This window comes from Algibacter luteus (assembly GCF_900141715.1).
Lineage (GTDB): Bacteria > Bacteroidota > Bacteroidia > Flavobacteriales > Flavobacteriaceae > Arenitalea > Arenitalea lutea.
The window spans coordinates 142,711-162,192 of record NZ_FQYK01000003.1 but is presented as its reverse complement, the minus strand read 5'-3'; the positions used below and the strand labels follow the sequence as shown (position 1 = coordinate 162,192).

The following is a 19,482-nucleotide window of genomic DNA, read 5'->3' as shown; positions in this document are numbered from 1 at the left end:
ATGAAAAAAGCAATAATAACAGGAATTACAGGTCAAGATGCAGCATATTTAGCTGAACTTTTATTGGAAAAAGGGTATAAAGTTTATGGAACATATAGAAGAACAAGTTCCACTAATTTTTGGCGAATAGAAGAATTAGGAGTTGATAAAAACCCTAATTTAACTTTATTGGAATATGATTTAATTGATTTGTCTAGTGCGTATAGAATTATCTCAGAAATCGAACCAGATGAAATTTATAATTTAGCAGCACAAAGTTTTGTAGGCGTATCATTTACGCAACCAATTGCTACAGCTCAAATAACTGGTGTTGGGGCGATGAACTTATTGGAAGCCATTAGAACGATTAATCCAAAAATAAAATTTTATCAAGCCTCCACTTCTGAAATGTTTGGTAAAGTTCATGCGATTCCTCAAAATGAAGAAACGCCTTTTCACCCAAGAAGTCCTTATGGCGTAGCAAAAGTATTTGCGCATTGGGCAACTTTAAATTATCAAGAATCTTATAATCTATTTGCCACAAGTGGTATTTTATTTAATCATGAATCCCCTCTTAGAGGAAAGGAGTTTGTGACTAGAAAAATTACTGATGCAGTAGCAAAAATTCATTTAGGAAAACAATCACTATTAGAACTTGGTAATATGGATGCAAAAAGAGATTGGGGTTTTGCCAAAGAGTATGTAGTTGGAATGTATCAGATGCTTCAAATAGATGAACCAGGAACTTTTGTATTAGCTACAAATCAAACCCAAACAGTGCGAGATTTTGTTTCTTTAGCTTTTCAAGCAATTGACATTGATATTTCATGGAAAGGAAAAGAAGAAAATGAAATAGGCTTTGATGATAAAACAGGAAAAGAACTGATAAAGGTTAACCCGAAATTCTATCGTCCAGCTGAGGTTGATTTATTAATTGGTGATGCTTCAAAAGCAAATGAAAAATTAAATTGGAAACCAAAAACAACACTCAAAGAATTATGTGATATGATGGTTAAAAAAGATATTGAAAGAAATCAAAATGGAGGAACTTTCTAAAGAAAAAGTTTTCATAACAGGAATTGAAGGATTTACTGGTAAACATTTAGAAAGTTATCTAAAAAGTTTAGGATATGATGTTTATGGCTCTGTATTAAGCGGGCCCAAAAAAGAAAAACATTTTTCTTGTGATATTTTAAACGTAAATTCTTTATTCGAAGTTTTAAATAATATCAAACCTGATTTTATAATTCATTTAGCTGCAATCTCTTTTGTAGCATCAAAAAATCAACAACAAATATATAATGTAAATATATTCGGGACATTAAATCTATTAGATGCTGTCCAAAAACTTCAATACAAGCCTAAAAAAATACTACTTGCAAGCAGTGCTGCTGTTTATGGGAATATTGAAGGCGAGCTAAATGAAGATATGTGTCCGCAACCTGTAAATCATTATGGTAATAGTAAATTGGTAATGGAGAATATGGCCAAGACTTATTTTGAGAAGCAAGATATCATAATCATGAGACCATTTAATTATACTGGGATTGGTCAAGAAAGTAATTTTTTGGTACCAAAGATAGTTTCTCATTTTAAAGAGAATAAACAAATAATAGAATTAGGAAATATAGACGTATATAGAGAGTTTAACAATGTAGATTTCGTTGTTAACTGTTATACCAAACTTATGCAATCCAACTCTAAATCTGAAATAGTTAATGTTTGTAGTGGACACGCCATAAATATTAAAAAAATTATAAGCTTGATGGAAGAAATAGCCGGCTATAATATCAAGGTAATGATTAATCCAGAATTTGTTAGAAAGAATGAAATTAAGATTTTGAAAGGTTCTAATAAAAAATTAAATTCAATTATTAATAATTCGAATAATAGTCTTAAGTTCGAAGAAACGTTAAAAAAAATGTACTTAAGTTAATATTTGCACAAATTACAACCTTTGATTATATCCATTGGCTAATATTAAAAATTATATAACGATATTATAATTGAATTAGTTCATTGTTATGAATAATCTGCTTAATCCATCTTTATAAAAACGTTTAAAAGCTTAAATCTTTAAATGAAAAAAAAAGTTTTAATCACAGGCGCCGCAGGGTTTTTGGGTTCACATCTTTGCGATAGATTTATAAAAGAAGGTTACCATGTAGTTGCAATGGATAATTTTATCACTGGTGATAAAAAAAACATTGAACATTTAATGGGTTTAGAGCATTTTGAATTTGTAGCGCATGATGTGACAAACTTTATTGAGCTTCGAGGCAAACTACATTATATTTTACATTTTGCGTCACCTGCAAGCCCTATAGACTATTTAAAAATACCAATTCAAACATTAAAAGTTGGTGCGTTGGGTACTCATAATCTTTTGGGGTTGGCTAAAGCTAAGAATGCTCGCATGTTAATAGCTTCTACTTCCGAAGTTTATGGAGACCCTTTAGTACATCCACAATCAGAAGATTATTATGGCAATGTGAATGCTATTGGTCCACGTGGAGTTTATGATGAAGCCAAGCGGTTTCAAGAATCAATTACAATGGCCTATCATAGATTTCATGGTATAGAAACTCGAATTGCGCGAATATTTAATACTTACGGCCCCAGAATGAGGCTTAATGACGGCAGAGTTATTCCTGCATTTATTGGTCAAGCACTAAGAGGAGAAGATTTAACAGTTTTTGGAGATGGTTCTCAAACACGATCATTTTGCTATGTTGACGATCAAATAGAAGGTATATACCGATTGTTATTAAGCAATTATTCCGACCCGGTAAATATAGGTAATCCTCATGAAATAACGATTAAAGAATTTGCAGAAGAGGTGATAAAACTTACTGGGACAAAACAAAAAATTGTTTATAAAGAATTACCACAAGATGACCCATTACAGCGACAACCAGATATTACTTTAGCAAAAAAAATACTAAATTGGGAACCAAAGATTAGTAGAGCAGAAGGAATGAAATTAACATACAATTATTTTAAATCCTTATCAAAAGAGGAGTTATATAAGAGTGCACATAAAGATTTTAAGAAACATATAAAGAAATAAGTGAATTATAAAAAGGGACGTTATTCTGGTTTAATAAAACCGTTATTCGGGTTAATTGATTTAGTTATTATAAATGTAACAGTTTTTAACTATGATATAAACCTAAAGAATAATGTTTATTTATTTCTGCTCTATATTTCTTTAATGTGGATAATTATATCTGTGAAAAATCATTTTTATGAAGTGCAAAGACACACAAGAATTATTCAAATTATTCCATTATTGTTTCGGCAAATAATTATTTTTTCAATTCTTGTTTATGCATTTATTGGGTTTTTTAAACAACCTATAATAAGTAGATTAGCTCTTGGGAATTATTTAATATTCACCTTCTTTCTTATTTCAGTTTTTAAACTACTTACAACTTTTTTATTAAAAAAATACAGAACAGTTTTACAAGGAAATACCAGAAATGTTATTGTAATAGGAGGTAATGATAAGGCTAGACAATTAATAAAAACATTTAATACGCGATTAGATTTTGGGTATAAATTACAAGCTAAGTTTAGTGTTAAAGATGAAAATTTCTCTTTAGAAAATTGTTTCGATTATATCATTGACAATAATATTGATGAAATCTATTTTTCAGTTTCAGAATTATCCAACAAACAAATAAATAAGCTCATAGATTTTGCTGACAATAATTTACGTGAACTCAAATTTATACCAGACAATAAAGATATTTACTCCAAGAAACTTAAATACGAATATTACGATTACATCCCAATTTTATCCTTACGATCCATTCCATTGCAAGAACCCGTAAATAAATTCGTTAAAAGGTTATTTGATATTTTATTGTCGCTTTTTATTATTGTTTTTGTATTGTCATGGTTAACTCCAATATTGGCAATTCTTATTAGAATGGAATCGAAAGGCCCTGTATTTTTTAAGCAATCGAGAAATGGGTTTAATTATAAAGAATTTGATTGTTATAAGTTTCGATCGATGACACCCAATAAAAATGCGCACTTACACCAAGCCACTAAAGGTGATCAAAGAATTACTAAAATAGGGGCATTTATTAGAAAAACTAGTATTGATGAATTACCACAGTTTTTTAATGTGCTGTTTGGGGACATGTCGGTTGTTGGCCCAAGACCTCATATGGTAAGTCACACCAATATGTACGCCCAAAGAGTGGATAAGTTTATGGTGCGTCATTTTGTGAAACCAGGAATTACTGGATTAGCGCAAATAAGTGGCTTTAGAGGAGAAGTTGAAACCGATAAAGACATTATTAATCGCGTGAAGTATGATATATTTTATATTGAAAACTGGTCTTTGCTTCTAGATATTAAGATAATGATCCAAACTTTTACTAATGCTTTAAAAGGCGAGGAAAAGGCCTATTAAATAACCTCAACAAGTTGAATTAATTGATTATTGAAATCAAAATTCTCTAAAGCTGTTAGTTGAATCTTTTTTCTATTTGTTAACTCTAGCTTAGAAAGCTCTATTTTGGAAATTACAGTATTTAAATCCTTATAATTGCTTGATTCTGCAACCCAACCTAATTCATGCTTATTGATAAGGTATTCGCCTTCACCACCTCCAAAATATAGCATAGGAATACCTAATCGGGCATATTCAAATATTTTAGAGGGCACAGAGCCATAAATCCGGTTTAATAAAGGAATTATGGTAAAATCATAATTGATTAGTTCTTGGTGCAATGCAGTCCTTGAAATTTCGCCATGATAAATAATATCTAATTCTGGATGTTTTTTAATAAGCTCCTGTATCGCAATTTGTTCTGCCCCTGCTCCATAAATATGAAATTGTACTTTAGTATAGTCTAGCTCCTGGCAAAGTTTTAAAATTCCTTGAGCAACGCCTAACAATCCTGCATAAACCATTTTTAGTTTCATAGAAGAATCAGTCTGTAGGTTAGGTAATGCGGCATCAAAATCGGGATAATTTCTATACAAGAAAGTTTCTTTTTTAGGGAAAATGGAGTTTACGTGACTTAAAATTTCTTGGCTTTGACCCAGAATTAAATCGGCGTGTTTATAGTTAAAACGCTCTATTTTTTCTAAGAGTTTGTAACTAAAATTCTTCTTAAAAGCTCCGAGTTCTAATCCAGCAAGTGGCCATAAATCGCTTACATTCAGTATGACTTTACGTTTCTTTGATCTAAGAAAAAACACGGACGTAAATGCAACCAATAACGGTGGCGATTGAATGATGACTTTCTTAGGAATTTTATTCCACATAAAAAACCAAATGAGGCTGAAACTATACGATAACATAGCAAATAGGCGTAACAGCTTATTCTTTGAATTACTAGCATAAAGCCAAAGCCTATGGATAGTTATGTCATTTTCGGTTGAAGTGTGTTTAAATTGCCCTCTATAGGCTTTAAACACTTCGCCTTTAGGATAGTTGGGTAATGGTGTAACTACGGTTACTACAAAATTGTGTTTTTGAAGTCCTTCGGCTAGATGATAAATACGGTTGGATGCTGCTCCAGTTTCAGGTGGAAAGTAATTCGTTATAATCAGAATGTCTTTCATATTAACTTGACATAGATGCTAAATGATGAACAATTCTTTTGGCGGCATGACCATCCCATAATTCAGGAATTTCGCCTTGTTTCCATGTTCCTGAGAACAAAATTTTGAAGGCTTTTTCAATTTTTTCAGGATCATTTCCCACTAAAATATTGGTGCCAATATCACAAGTTTCAGGACGCTCTGTATTGTCGCGAAGGGTCATACAAGGTACATTCATTACGGTGGTTTCTTCTGTAATACCTCCAGAATCTGTAATTACCGCAAAGGCATGTTTTACTAAATAATTAAACTCTAAATAACCCAAAGGATTCACATAATGCAGGTTTTTAAAATTCAAATTAAGGTTACTTAATAGTTTTTGCGTTCTTGGATGTACCGGAAAAATTATAGGAAATGCTTCTCCCAATGTAACTATTTGAGTTATTAGTGTTTTAAGCCGCTTTTCTTCATCAACATTACTTGGTCTGTGAAGTGTCATAACCAAATATTTTTTTGAAGACAAGTATAACTGTTCCCAAAGCTCTGGTTTTTGTAATCTTTTTTCGTTTTTCAGTAGCGTGTCTATCATAACATTGCCAACAAAAAAGATGTTCGATTTTGAAACTCCTAATCTTACCAAATTATCATTGGCATAATTAGAAGTTGTGAAAAAATAATCAGTTAAACTATCGGTAACAATTCTATTTATTTCTTCAGGCATACGCATATCTCCAGAACGGATTCCGGCTTCAACATGAGCCACTTTTACATGCGCTTTTTTCGCTACAATAGTACACGCCATAGTTGAAGTAACATCGCCAACTACCATCACTAAATCGCATGGATTTTGTTTTAATTCTTTTTCAAAACCAATCATTATGGCCGCAGTTTGTTCAGCTTGAGTGCCACTTTTCACATCTAAATTACTATCAGGTAACGGAATGTTTAACTCCTCAAAAAAGGTGCCGCTTAAATTTTTATCGTAATGCTGCCCCGTGTGTACTAACCTATAATTTAAGTTAAAACCTTCTTCCTTTTTATTTTGAATAGCTTCAATGATGGGAGCAATTTTCATGAAGTTTGGTCTTGCACCTGCAACTATAGTTATATTCATGTGTTTTGGTTTAAATAGGAGGTAAACTGTTTCAATTTACCGCTTTTTGATCGAACGAGTCGATCTTGTTTTTCAAAAGTAATTAAAAGCCCTTTTTCAAGGTAATTTTCCATTTCAGAAATTATAGTTTTCATTTTTTCTTCCGAAAGAGTTTCAGAACTCACATAAAGAACTTTAAACTCATTTGGCTTTAATTGCTCGATTACAAATTCTTTGACATTGCCATCTTCTTCAATAATACTTTTTGTAATGTAATAAAAAGTTAAACCTGCAGCTTTTTTACCACTTGGTAATATGGCGATATCGTTTGTGCGCCCTGTTAGTTTTTCAAGAATAGGTATTTTTTTTGTACTTGCTTTTGAAAGAATGCCAATATCGCCAATATCATACCGAATGAATGGATGCGCTTTGTTGTAAAGTGAAGTGATTACAATCCGCCCTTCTTCACCATAAGGTAAAATATGGTTGTTATCATCAAGAATTTCAACATATAAGGTTTCGCTATTAACCTGCCATTTTCCACTTGGATTTTCAAAGGCAATTAAATCTAATTCTGATGCCCCATATTCGTTAATTATAGGCACTCCTAACTGTGTTTCCAAAAGGGTTTTATCAACATCAAATAGCATTTCGGAAGTGACCACACCAGCTTTTAATGTAGAACATATAGTTTTTAAAACGATGTCTTTTCGCTTTAGAAATTTGGCAAATTGCACAATGGAACTAGTATACCCATTGATATAATCAAATGGCTTAGATTTAAATGTTTCAAGATGTTTTTCAAAAGCGTCATCGCTCAAATCAAATACCGAAAAACGATACCTTCCACTTAATTTATCTTTAAAACGTTCTTTGTAATACCCCTTTTTATCTAAAGGAATTCCGTAAAAACGAGCCTGTTTCGAATTATTAAAATTCAGTTGAAACCAGCCAAATCTATTTTGAATTACAGCCCAGGTTAAGGCATGACAAAATTTATCTTTCGCAAAAATAAAAGGATCGCCAGATGACCCCGAAGTTTTATTGATGTACGTATTATTTTCATTAAACCCTTTTGAAAGACGAGACTTTAATGGTTGTTGCAATTCTTTTTTTGTCATGATTGGAACCGATTTCCAATTGTCAATATCAACCTGTTTTGCAAACGATTTATAAAACGAGTTATGTTTTAAATGATATTTAAGAATCTCTTGTTTTTTAGAAGTGATGTAATCTGAATAATCAGATTCATCTATGTTCTGAATGTCTTGTAATACGCGAGTAGCTTTCTTTATAGGAAAGCCGTTTAGTTTCAATGAAATATCAAATAAATTCACGTAAAAAGGATATAATTTGTAAAGTAAATAAAAAATATTCGTGTATTCGAGTCATTAATTTTATTTTTGCGCAAACAACAAAAAACTATGAATATTTTAATACTAGGTTCTGGCGGAAGAGAACATACATTTGCATGGAAAATTGCTCAAAGTCCTAAATGCGATAAACTATTTGTAGCACCCGGAAATTCTGGTACTGATGGAGTAGCCACAAATGTAAATATAGGAGTTACTGATTTTCCGGCCATTAAAGCATTAGTACTCAAAGAGAATATAGATTTAGTTGTTGTAGGACCTGAAGACCCACTAGTGCAAGGTGTTCACGATTATTTTTTAAATGACGCTGCTATAAAACATGTATCGGTTATTGGGCCTCAAAAAAAAGCTGCAGAGTTAGAAGGTAGTAAGGAGTTTGCGAAAGAATTTTTATTCCGACATAACATTCCAACAGCAGCATACCAAAGTTTTACAAAAGAAACCGTGGCTTTGGGTTTTGATTTTTTAGAAACTTTAAATCCACCATACGTTTTAAAAGCAGATGGTCTTGCAGCAGGTAAAGGTGTTGTGATTTTGAAAGATTTAGATGAAGCTAAAGCTGAATTAAAAAGCATGCTTGTAGATGCTAAATTTGGCGATGCGAGTACAAAGGTGGTTATTGAAGAGTTTTTAGATGGTATTGAGTTAAGTTGTTTTGTACTAACTGATGGTGACAATTATAAAATATTACCAACAGCGAAAGATTACAAGCGTATTGGTGAAGGCGATACCGGTTTAAATACTGGTGGAATGGGAGCTGTTTCTCCAGTGCCTTTTGCAACCCCAGATTTTTTAAACAAAATTGAAGAGCGAATCGTCAAACCAACAATTAATGGTTTCAAAAAAGACAACTTGCCTTATGTAGGTTTTGTTTTTATTGGTCTAATAAAAGTAGGCGATGACCCAAAAGTAATTGAGTATAACGTACGCATGGGTGATCCTGAAACGGAAGTAGTTTTACCAAGATTAAAAAACGATTTTGTTGAAATTTTACAGGCTATGGCAAGTGGTACCCTAAATAAAATTAATATTGAAATTGATGAACGTGCAGCAACAACCATAATGACGGTTTCTGGTGGTTATCCTGAAGCCTATGAAAAAGGTAAAGAAATAACAGGTATAAATGCGATTACAGATTCAATTCCATTTCACGCGGGCGCACAAGTAAAAGATGGAAAAATTGTAACATCAGGTGGACGGGTTATGGCTATCACTTCATATGGAAATACGTATCAAGAAGCCATAAAAAAATCCTACCAAAGTATAGAAAAACTACATTTTGATAAGATGTATTATCGTAAAGATATTGGTTTCGATTTATAAAAACGAGTGTGAAGAAATACTTTTATCTTCCTCGTTATTATCGTTGAAACTTTTTAATTGCTTCATCCAATAAACCATTGCTACGAAACCGATTATTGTAAATAACCAAGAAATACCGTTGGCTAAAAACCAGTTTTCAAGTTCTAAAGCTCTTAAGGCATCCAATGGAGCAAAAAGAACATCAACAAACAAATCTTGTATAGCGTAAAAGAAATCTTTCATTTTGAATTTATTTAATAGTTACCAACCATTTAATAGTTAGTATATTTACGTAGCAAAAATACAAAAACAGTTAATGATTACAAGCTTTTTTAATAAATCTAGATCAATATATTTAATTATTGTTTTTTTTATTGCGCTTTTGGCTTTTGTAATTGCAAGAATTAATGGTGTAAATCAAGACTTTAATTTCGATTTTTTATTAAAACAAGCTTTTCTACTTATTGTTGTTTATGCTTCCATCTTACTACTCAATTTTATTGTAAACAAGAACAGTCTAACTAATAAAAACAATTATGAAATTCTGTTATTTAGCCTCTTTTTACTATTTATAACTCAAACAACTATTAATTCAAATGTTATTTGGTCTAACCTATTTGTGCTCTTAGGATTAAGAAGAATTATAAGCTTGCGCTCGCCCTCAAATACAAAGAAAAAGCTATTTGATGCGGCTATTTGGATTTCTATTGCAGCCTTGTTTTATTTTTGGGCCATCTTGTTTTTTGTTCTAATATTACTTTCACTTGTATTGTATTCCGATAATAATATTAGACATTGGCTCATTCCTTTTTTAGGCGTGTTAACCGTATTAGTTATTACTGCAAGTTTATCCGTGATATTGTATGATGAGTTCTTTGAAATATATAAGTTTTCACCAGAAATAAGTTACGACTTCAGCAATTATAATTCCATATCATATTTAATAGCTATAACAGTGCTTTTATCTTTTGGGGTTTGGTCTTCAATTTTTTATTCGAATAATATTAAGAAGAAGAAAAAGGCATTTCGTGTATCCTTTAAAACCATTATTATAGCTGCTATAATCGGTTTTTTTGTAGTTATATTTGCACCTAATAAAGATGGAAGCGAATTTTTATTTTTATTTGCGCCCTTAGCGATTATTATCGCAAATTACATTGATATTATTCAAGAAAAATGGTTTAAAGAAATCTTTTTGGCGGTGCTAATTATTGTGCCGTTTGTGTTGTTAATGCTGTAATTTTTTACCAAAGGCTAAATCGCCCGCATCTCCAAGTCCGGGAATAATATAGCCGTATTTATTGAGACGTTTATCAATTGCCGCAATCCATAAATGGGTATTGTCATCAAAATTTTCATTTACATAATTGACGCCTTGTTGAGATCCAATAATACTTACCAAGTGAACTGCTTTGGGTGTGCCAAAAGGCTTTAAAGCTTCATAAGTAGCGTGCATCGATTTTCCTGTGGCTAACATCGGGTCTGCTAATATCAACGTTTTGTTCTCTAAGTCAGGGCAAGCTAAATACTCAACAATAATTTCGAAACTTTCAGGGTTTTCTTCATGATGTCTATATGCTGATATAAAAGCATTTTCTGCAGTATCAAAATAATTTAATAAGCCATTATGTAATGGAACGCCAGCTCTTAAAATGGAACATAAAACAATATCTTTTTGAGGTAAGTCAATTTTGCAATTTCCTAATGGTGTTTCAACTACTTTCGGGTCAAAGCTGAGGCTTTTACTCATTTCATAACCTAATACTTCCCCTATGCGTTCAATATTTCTACGAAATCGCATGCTATCTTTTTGAATATTGACATCTCGAATTTCTGAAATAAATTGATTTAAAATGGAATTTTGAAGTGAAAGGTTATGAATATTCATGGCGTGATTACAAAGTTTAGAATAGTAAAGTTAATGAAACCCTCTTAGAAAATTAATCTTTATGATATAGAACTATTGGCCTTTCAAAATTCTTATATAATTTACGTAGTTTTGTACTTTAAATTTATACAAGATGTTTACAGATAAAGCGAATAGAATTTTCCAAGAAGTTATTGAAAAATACCACATTATAAACACCGTAGATCAAGCTTTTGAAAATGCCTATCCGGAAAGCCAATTAATTGATCATTTATTGTACAGAAAATGTTGGATTGATACCGTTCAGTGGCATTATGAAGATATCATTAGAGACCCACAAATAGATCCAGTAGCCGCCTTAACTTTAAAGCGTCAAATTGATGCTTCAAACCAAGATAGAACTGATATGGTGGAATATATTGATAGTTATTTCTTAGAAAAATACAGTCATATTACACCAAAACAAGATGCAACTATTAATACTGAAAGTCCTGCTTGGGGCATTGATAGATTATCTATTTTAGCTTTGAAAATTTATCATATGAATGAGGAAGCTACACGTAATGACGCTTCCGCAGAACATAAAGTAGCTTGCCAAAAAAAATTAGAAGTATTGTTAGAACAACGTGTAGATTTATCAACTGCAATCGATACGCTTTTAAGCGATATTGAAAAAGGAGATAAATATATGAAGGTGTACAAACAAATGAAAATGTATAATGACGACGAGCTAAACCCAGTACTTCGTTCGCAGAAATAAAATTCTTGCTTTAGCAGGAATCTCATCCTCATAGTTGAGATGTCAAATCCACAAAAAAACATTCTAGTTATTCGCCTTTCAGCAATGGGAGACGTGGCTATGACGGTTCCTGTATTACACGCACTTAAAGAGCAACATCCAGAACTTAAAATCTCCGTTTTAACTCGCGCTTTTTTTAAACCCTTTTTTAGGGATTTAATTGGTGTTGAGGTGGTCATTGCCGATGTAAAGGGAAAACATAAAGGCGTGTATGGTCTGTATAAACTAGCAAGAACACTTAACAAAAAGCAGTTTTATGTTATTGCCGATTTACACAATGTGCTTAGAAGTAAAATTTTAAAGAAATTTATTAGGTGTAAACGATTCATTTCTATTGATAAAGGTAGAAAAGAAAAAAAGCAATTAATCAGCGGTAAATTATTTGAACAACTTAAAACAACACATCAGCGTTATGCAGATGTGTTCGAAGCATTAGGCTATAAAATTGATTTAAATAAACCGAAATTCCCCAAAAAGATAGAGCTAAGTGATAAGTTGAAAAAATTTATGGGTAATACTGAATTAAAACCTATTGCCATAGCGCCTTTCGCTGCTCATGAAGGTAAAATGTACCCCATACATTTAATGAAAGAAGTCATTCAAGAGCTAACTAAAGATTATCATGTGCTATTATTTGGTGGAGGAGCTAAAGAAATTGACGTGCTTAATGAAATTGAAAACACAAATAAAAACACCGTAAATCTCGCCGGAAAATTATCGCTTGATGAAGAAATGGATGTAATTTCTAATGTTGATGTGATGCTTTCAATGGATTCTGGGAACGCACACATCGCTGCTATGTTGGGCGTCAAAGTAATCACTATTTGGGGTGTTACCCATCCGTATGCTGGCTTTATGCCTTTTAATCAACCTTCGGATTATGCCTTACTTCCTGATAGAGAAAAGTTTCCGTTAATTCCAACTTCTGTATTTGGAAATAAATACCCCGAAGCTTACAAGAATGTGGCTGGTACAATTAGCCCTAAACAGGTAGTTCAAAAAATTAAATCTATAATCTAACAGTTACGGTTTAAAGTTAAACATCATCATAATCTACAACAATTGTGGGTGTTGTTGGGTGTGCTTGACAGGTAAGAATTAACCCTTCGGCAACTTCACTTTCCGTTAAAATATTATTTTGTCGCATAGTGGCTTCACCTTCTGTAATTCTGGCTAAACAACTACTACAAATACCGCCTTGACAAGAATACGGTGCATCTAAATCTTCATCAAGAGCTGCTTCAAGAATGGTTTGTTTTTGAGACATCTCAAAAGTGGTAGTATCTTCATCAACAGTTATGGTAATGCTAGTGGTGCCAGAGGCAACTTTTTCTTCTTTTACATCAGCTGTTTTAGCAGCTTTAAACAGTTCAAAATGAATGCGGTCTTTGTCTATTCCATGGTCAGTTAAAACATTTTTAACCGTATGAATCATGGCTTCTGGTCCGCATAAATAGTAGGCATCAACTTCAATATGCTTGTGTTTATTTTTCATGACATAGTTAACCGTACTTTTTTCAATACGTCCAAAAATGGAATCGTCTTCATCTTGCTGACTAAAAACAAACTGAATAGAAAATCGCTCTTTATATTCGTGTTGAAGTTCTAACAATTCGTTTAAAAACATAGTGTCGTCGGTGGTTTTATTACCGTAAACTAGAATAACTTTGCTATGTATTTCTTCTTCTAGAGCGCACTTAATTATGCTTAGTATAGGTGTAATGCCACTACCAGCAGCAAAAAGCGCGATATTTTTAGTCTTAGAATCGTTTGGTTCAAAAATGAAACGTCCTTTAGGCGGAGCAACCTCAATAGTGTCGCCCACTTTTAAAGTATTATTTGCAAATGCTGAAAATGTGCCATCCTTAACTTCTTTTACAGCAACTTTTAATTCGCCACTTTTTGGAGATACACAAAGTGAATAATCACGACGCACTTCATTCCCCTCAATTTCTGTTTTGAGGGTAATATATTGTCCTGCTTTAAATTGAAATGTATGTTTAAGATTTTCAGGAAGATTAAAAGAAATACTTATCGCTTTGGCTGTTTCTCTTGTTATGTTTTTTACTGAAAGTTTATAGAATGATGACATATAGAATTAGTTTTAGGCAAAAATAGTGAAGCCATTAAATAAACGGTAAGTTTTTTCGATAAAAAACTATATATAATTTTCAAATGCATAAATAAATTATGTATTATATTTGAAGTTGTATGAAAAATTCAAATTTGTATAAGGGTAGCATAGTTACAATTCTTTTGAAGCTTTTAAACGAGCATGACAAGATGTATGGCTATGAAATTACTCAAAGAGTATTTGAAATCACAAACGGAGAGCTTAAACTTACGGAAGGCGCCTTGTATCCTGCACTTCATAAGCTTGAAGACCAGGACTTAGTGGAAGTTGAAATTGTAAAAATTGGCAAAAGAATTCGTAAATATTATCGATTAACTGAAGCAGGAACCAAAGAAACGGTAAAAAAACTGGCCGAATTAGAAAGTTACATGAAAAACATGAGGGCGTTAATTAACCCTAAATTTCGTGAGAAATTACATTAATTTCTTAAAATTGTAAAAAAAATGTAACAATACGTAACTGAACAGTACTTACTTATTGTAAAACTTAAACCATCAAGATATGATTAAACGATTTTTAATGCTAGAATGGAAATCTTTTTTTAGATCAGCAAGTTTTGGAAAAAGTTTAGGTATTAAAATATTCATGGGTTTTTTAAGCCTTTATTTTATAGCGATGTTTTTAGGAATGGGGGTGTTATTATTTCCCGGACTTAAAAAAATGTATCCAGAGCAAGATCCTCTAATCATTGTGAATAGTTTACTGTTCTATTGGATTTTGTTTGATTTGGTTTTTCGTTTTTTCTTCCAAAAATTACCAGTCATGTCGGTAAAACCATTATTAACACTTCCTCTTAAAAGAAGTAAGGTGGTTAACTATGTTTTGGGTAAATCGGCATTTTCATTTTTTAATTTTCTGCCTCTATTTGCCATTGTGCCGTTCGGCATCACTTTAATCTATCATGATTACCCCTTGGTAAACGTACTTATCTGGATGTTAGCTTTAGTCGTCGTGGTTTTAATTATTAATTTTTTAAACTTCATAATAGAAAGTTTTTCTTCAGAAAAGGAACTGTCTTTTCTGCCTATAATTGTTATCGCAGGAGGTTTCTATGCACTCAATCATTTTAATATTATATCATTTAATAAAATAATTGGAAACGCCTTTGACACTTTATATAATCAACCACTTCTAATTACTGCCCCAATAATGCTTTTGGTATTATGTTATTTGTTCAACTTTAAAATTTTAAGGCAAAAACTGTTTTTAGATTCTGGTTTAAAAACAAAAATCAAAGAAGTTAATGCTTCAAATTTAGAATGGACAAAAAACTTTGGAGATATCGCACCTTTTATGCAGCTTGATTTAAAGTTGATTTGGCGAAACAAACGCACAAAATCTTCAGTATGGATGTTGGCTATTGGCTTATTGTATGGTTTGTTTTTCTATCCGCAACCAACCTATCAAAATCTACCTTGGTTTTTTGTGTTTATTGGCGTGTTTTCAACAGGCATCTTCCTTATTAATTTCGGGCAGTTTATTCCAGCTTGGGACAGTGGTTATTACAAACTACTCATGAGTCAAAACATTAAATACGAGCAGTATTTGAAATCTAAATTCACGTTGATGGCAGTTAGCGTCTTGATATTGTTTGTTTTAGGCATTCCTTACGTGTTTTTCGGGTGGAAAATATTATTAGCACATTTTGCGGCGGCCATTTATAACGTGGGGGTAAATACACATGTTATTTTATATGGTGGTTCTTTCAACAGAAAAAAAATAGATTTAAGTCAAAAGGCGGCCTTTAATTATCAAGGAACTGGCGCTGTACAATGGCTAATTGGTATTCCGCTCTTGCTCTTACCAATGGGTTTATTTGCTGCATGCTATTTTTTAGTAGGCTTCGAAATAGCTTGCTTAGTTTTAATGATTTTAGGAATTATTGGCATTGTATTGCATCAAAAACTAATGAAATTCATTACTCAGAAATATTTAGATTCAAAATATAAAATGATTGATGCATTCAATCAAAACAATTAAATGAAATTATTATGATAACAACTTCTAACTTAACTAAAAAATACAGCGGTAATCAAGTTTTGAAAATTGATTCTTTAGATATTCCTAAAGGGCAAAGTTTTGGTTTGGTTGGTAATAATGGCGCAGGAAAAACGACCTATTTCAGTTTGCTTTTAGATTTGATTCAGCCAACTACGGGATTCATAAAAAATAATGGCGTACAAGTGGATAAAAGTGAAGATTGGAAACCTTTTACATCGGCATTTATTGATGAGAGCTTTTTAATTGGGTATTTAACTCCAGAAGAATATTTTTATTTTATTGGAGAATTACGCGGACAAAATAAGGCCGATGTAGATTCTCTTGTAGCAAAGTTTGAAGACTTTTTTCATGGCGAAATCATCGGGCAAAAAAAGTATTTGCGCGATTTAAGTAAAGGAAATCAAAAAAAGGCTGGTATTGTTGCCGCATTAATTGGTAACCCCGAAGTCATTATTCTAGACGAACCCTTCGCGAACTTAGACCCTACAACACAAATAAGATTAAAAAGTATTGTTAAGGAATTAGCCCAAAAACAGGGTGTTACCGTTTTAATTTCTAGTCATGATTTAATGCATGTAACCGATGTGTGCGAGCGCATTGTGGTTTTAGATAAAGGTGAGGTTGTGAAAGATTTAGAAACCAGTGCGGCTACTTTAAAAGAACTTGAAGCTCATTTTGCGAACTAATCCTTTTATTTAAAAGTCATTACATTTTTTAGGTAAATAGAAAAAGATGCTTATTTTTACCATTCTATATAATAATAACGGCAGTTTACAGTTATTTAGTCTAAAAAAAACAAGCATTGAAAACACCCAATAAAACCATACTACTCGTTCTTTTCTTAGCCATAGTTGCATTAAGTTGTTCTAGGAAAAAGGATAAATTTATAAATCGAAATTTTCATGCTGTTACCGCCGAATATAATGCGTTATTTAATGGTTACAATGCTTTAGAGCAAGGAAAAACTTCACTTAACGAGGCTTATTTTGACAATTACTGGGAAATATTACCCATTGAACGCATGCAGATTTTTGAAGATGTTGTGCTTCCTGGTCAATCTAAAAACGAAAACTTTTCTAAAGCTGAAGAAAAAGCAGTAAAAGCCATTCAGAAGCATAGCATGAATATTGATGGTAAGGAGAAAAATCCGCAAATGGATGAAGCCTATTTGCTGTTAGGAAAAGCCAGGTATTTCGATCAGCGCTTTGTACCAGCACTTGAAGCTTTCAACTACATACTATACAAATATCCAGCTAGCGATAAAATAAATCAAGCCAAAGTATGGCGCGAAAAAACCAATATTAGATTAGATAACAACGAGCTGGCTATAAAAAATTTAAAACGACTTTTTAAACAAGAAGATTTAGAAGGCCAAGATTTGGCAGACGCCTCTTCAATACTAGCTCAGGCGTATTTAAACGTCAAAATAATTGATACCGCAATCACACAACTAGAAATCGCTTCAAATGCTACGAAAAGTAACGATGAACGCGGTCGATATCGATTCATTCAAGGCCAGTTATACAACCAGCTGGGTTATAAAGATAGCGCAAACATTGCCTTCAATAAGGTGATAGAACTCAATAGAAAAACACCGAGAATCTATATGATATCGGCTTATCTAGAAAAAGTTAAGAACTTCGATTTTGAAAACGGTAATAAGTTAGAAATGAACGAATTATTAGCTGAACTCGAAGAAAACAGGGAAAATCGTCCATTTTTAGACAAAATATATCACCACACGGCAACTTATCATTTAAAAAATGGTTCAGATTCTTTGGCGGTGGCGTATTACAATAAATCGTTAAGAACAGATAGTCGAGACAAATTACTGAAAGCAAAAAACTATGAAACGTTAGGCGACATGTATTTTGATGCTTCTGTTTATGCTGATGCTGGCGAGTATTATGATAGTACTATGAGTAATTTAGTGCTCAACTCAAAACCATACAGAATAATAAAGCGTAAGCGCGATAATTTAGAAGATGTTATTTATTACGAAGCCATTGCGAAGGTAAACGACAGCATTTTAAATTTAGTAAACTTATCGGAAGACGAAAAGTTAACCTATTTTGAAACTTTTGTAAGCGATTTAAAAGCGAAAGCCGAAGCAGAGAAAGAAAAAGAAGAAGCTGCCGAGAGAAATACAGGTTTAGCAACGGTAAATACCATTGGGTCTAGACCAAACAGTTTTAATTCTGCCCCACAATCCAATAATTTTTATTTTTATAATCCAACAACTGTGGCTTATGGGAAAAATGAATTTGTAAAATTTTGGGGAGATAGACCCTTAGAAGATAATTGGAGATGGTCTAGTCAAGGCGCTTCAAATACTAGTAATAACAATACTCTTACAAGTGTGCTGGATACGGCCTCAGAAGAAGAACGCTTTGATCCGCAGTTTTACATTTCAAAAATACCTTCCGAAGAAAAAGAAATTGATAGTATTTCAAAAACACGCAATTACGCATATTATCAACTAGGATTAATTTACAAAGAGAAGTTTAAAGAATACGAACTTGCAAAAGATAAATTACAGAATCTTTTAGATAGTAATCCTGAAGAAAGACTCGTATTACCTTCAAAATATAACTTGTATAAAATATATGAATTATTAGGTGAACAAGATGAAGCTTCGATTGCTAAAGAAGAGATTATTGAAAAATACCCGGATTCAAGATATGCCACTATTTTAAAGAATCCAGAATTGGTTACCGAACGGGATGAAAATAGCCCTGAAAGTTTGTACGAAGCCTTATATATTCAGCATGAAAATCAAGAATATGCAGATGTAATTTCAAAAAGTGAAGAATATATAAAAACTTTTGATGGCGAACCTATGGTGTCTAAATTCGAATTACTTAAAGCAACTGCATCTGGACGTTTACACGGTTATGAAGCTTACCAAAAAGCGATTAATTATTTGGCTGTTACTTACGCCAATACACCGGAAGGCAAACAAGCACAACATATTGAGACTAATGTTTTACCTAAATTAGAAAACAAAGAATTTGTTCAAGATACCGATAGTATTCCCGACAATTATAAGGTGGTATTCCGGTTTAATACGGCGCAGCAAGAACAAATAGCTAATTTTAAAGTAACTTTAGACGAAGTTTTAAAAAACGTGAAGTATTATAATTTGAACTCATCTGTAGATGTTTACGATCCAGTAACCAAGTTTGTATTAGTTCACGGGTTAAAAACGGCACAAGTAGCAAAAACCTTTAATCAGTTATTAACTGAAAAAGATCAAAAGAAAATAAAAGCCCCCTATTTTGTAGTATCATCTACAAATTATCAAATCATTCAAATTCATAAAAATTTGGATGCGTATTTGAATATCGATAATAATTAAACTTAACAAAA

18 protein-coding genes are annotated in these 19,482 nt (G+C 32.3%); 12 read left to right on the top strand and 6 right to left on the bottom strand.

The window, feature by feature from the left end; all coding sequences use genetic code 11:
• From gmd to BUA46_RS06815, 4 genes are all read left to right on the top strand, one after another.
• The gene (gmd, locus tag BUA46_RS06830) at positions 1-1,035 is read left to right on the top strand and encodes a GDP-mannose 4,6-dehydratase (RefSeq protein WP_019388016.1); all 1,035 of its coding nucleotides are present in this window, start codon (positions 1-3) and stop codon (positions 1,033-1,035) included.
• Positions 1,004-1,915 (top strand): GDP-mannose 4,6-dehydratase, encoded by a 912-nt coding sequence (locus BUA46_RS06825; protein ID WP_202801145.1) that lies wholly within the window; start codon positions 1,004-1,006, stop codon positions 1,913-1,915. The genes gmd and BUA46_RS06825 overlap by 32 nt, the downstream gene beginning before the upstream one ends.
• 144 nt (positions 1,916-2,059) lie before the next feature.
• Positions 2,060-3,049, top strand: coding sequence for a UDP-glucuronic acid decarboxylase family protein (locus BUA46_RS06820; protein ID WP_019388018.1), 990 nt, complete (start codon positions 2,060-2,062; stop codon positions 3,047-3,049).
• The gene (locus BUA46_RS06815) at positions 3,050-4,405 is read left to right on the top strand and encodes an undecaprenyl-phosphate glucose phosphotransferase (protein ID WP_019388019.1); all 1,356 of its coding nucleotides are present in this window, start codon (positions 3,050-3,052) and stop codon (positions 4,403-4,405) included.
• Here the strand turns inward: BUA46_RS06815 and BUA46_RS06810 are convergent.
• Genes BUA46_RS06810 through BUA46_RS06800 form a run of 3 tightly spaced genes read right to left on the bottom strand, consistent with a single transcriptional unit; the run spans position 4,402 to position 7,974 of the window.
• Positions 4,402-5,565, bottom strand: coding sequence for a glycosyltransferase family 4 protein (locus tag BUA46_RS06810; protein WP_019388020.1), 1,164 nt, complete (start codon positions 5,563-5,565; stop codon positions 4,402-4,404). The two genes, BUA46_RS06815 and BUA46_RS06810, sit on opposite strands and share 4 nt — an antisense overlap.
• Before the next feature lies 1 nt (position 5,566).
• Entirely contained in the window at positions 5,567-6,658 is a 1,092-nt protein-coding gene (gene wecB, locus BUA46_RS06805; RefSeq protein WP_019388021.1) for a non-hydrolyzing UDP-N-acetylglucosamine 2-epimerase, read from the bottom strand.
• Positions 6,655-7,974, bottom strand: a complete 1,320-nt coding sequence (locus tag BUA46_RS06800) for a phenylacetate--CoA ligase family protein (protein ID WP_019388022.1) — start codon at positions 7,972-7,974, stop codon at positions 6,655-6,657. The genes wecB and BUA46_RS06800 overlap by 4 nt, the downstream gene beginning before the upstream one ends.
• An 87-nt stretch (positions 7,975-8,061) precedes the next feature.
• On the opposite strand from BUA46_RS06800, the gene purD reads away from it, so the two are divergent.
• Positions 8,062-9,333 carry a phosphoribosylamine--glycine ligase gene (gene purD, locus BUA46_RS06795; RefSeq protein WP_019388023.1) on the top strand — a complete coding sequence of 424 codons (1,272 nt, stop codon included), beginning with the start codon at positions 8,062-8,064 and terminating at the stop codon, positions 9,331-9,333.
• Here purD and BUA46_RS06790 read toward each other — a convergent pair.
• Complete coding sequence (locus BUA46_RS06790; RefSeq protein WP_019388024.1) at positions 9,328-9,555, bottom strand: DUF6341 family protein; 228 nt, start codon at positions 9,553-9,555, stop codon at positions 9,328-9,330. The two genes, purD and BUA46_RS06790, sit on opposite strands and share 6 nt — an antisense overlap.
• Positions 9,556-9,628: 73 nt before the next feature.
• On the opposite strand from BUA46_RS06790, the gene BUA46_RS06785 reads away from it, so the two are divergent.
• Positions 9,629-10,552 (top strand): DUF6427 family protein, encoded by a 924-nt coding sequence (locus tag BUA46_RS06785; RefSeq protein ID WP_019388025.1) that lies wholly within the window; start codon positions 9,629-9,631, stop codon positions 10,550-10,552.
• Here the strand turns inward: BUA46_RS06785 and upp are convergent.
• Positions 10,541-11,200 carry a uracil phosphoribosyltransferase gene (gene upp, locus BUA46_RS06780; protein WP_019388026.1) on the bottom strand — a complete coding sequence of 220 codons (660 nt, stop codon included), beginning with the start codon at positions 11,198-11,200 and terminating at the stop codon, positions 10,541-10,543. The genes BUA46_RS06785 and upp overlap by 12 nt on opposite strands.
• A gap of 133 nt (positions 11,201-11,333) precedes the next feature.
• On the opposite strand from upp, the gene BUA46_RS06775 reads away from it, so the two are divergent.
• Positions 11,334-11,939, top strand: a complete 606-nt coding sequence (locus BUA46_RS06775) for a DUF4254 domain-containing protein (RefSeq protein WP_019388027.1) — start codon at positions 11,334-11,336, stop codon at positions 11,937-11,939.
• Positions 11,940-11,978: 39 nt separating this feature from the next.
• Positions 11,979-12,998 carry a glycosyltransferase family 9 protein gene (locus BUA46_RS06770; protein ID WP_019388028.1) on the top strand — a complete coding sequence of 340 codons (1,020 nt, stop codon included), beginning with the start codon at positions 11,979-11,981 and terminating at the stop codon, positions 12,996-12,998.
• 16 nt (positions 12,999-13,014) lie between these two features.
• Here the strand turns inward: BUA46_RS06770 and BUA46_RS06765 are convergent, their stop codons facing one another.
• Complete coding sequence (locus BUA46_RS06765) at positions 13,015-14,070, bottom strand: ferredoxin--NADP reductase (protein WP_019388029.1); 1,056 nt, start codon at positions 14,068-14,070, stop codon at positions 13,015-13,017.
• Between the two features lie 119 nt (positions 14,071-14,189).
• Between BUA46_RS06765 and BUA46_RS06760 the strand changes: the two genes are divergently transcribed.
• The 4 genes from BUA46_RS06760 to porW all read left to right on the top strand — a co-directional run bounded on the left by BUA46_RS06760 (position 14,190) and on the right by porW (position 19,471).
• Positions 14,190-14,534 (top strand): PadR family transcriptional regulator, encoded by a 345-nt coding sequence (locus tag BUA46_RS06760; RefSeq protein ID WP_019388030.1) that lies wholly within the window; start codon positions 14,190-14,192, stop codon positions 14,532-14,534.
• Positions 14,535-14,613: 79 nt separating this feature from the next.
• A complete protein-coding gene (locus BUA46_RS06755; protein WP_019388031.1) occupies positions 14,614-16,092 on the top strand; it encodes a DUF5687 family protein in 1,479 nt (492 codons plus the stop codon).
• Positions 16,093-16,103: 11 nt separating this feature from the next.
• Positions 16,104-16,799: an ABC transporter ATP-binding protein gene (locus BUA46_RS06750; protein ID WP_019388032.1), complete on the top strand. Its 696-nt coding sequence runs from the start codon at positions 16,104-16,106 to the stop codon at positions 16,797-16,799.
• A gap of 116 nt (positions 16,800-16,915) precedes the next feature.
• Positions 16,916-19,471, top strand: coding sequence for a type IX secretion system periplasmic lipoprotein PorW/SprE (porW, locus tag BUA46_RS06745; RefSeq protein ID WP_019388033.1), 2,556 nt, complete (start codon positions 16,916-16,918; stop codon positions 19,469-19,471).
• Positions 19,472-19,482 lie beyond the last annotated feature (11 nt).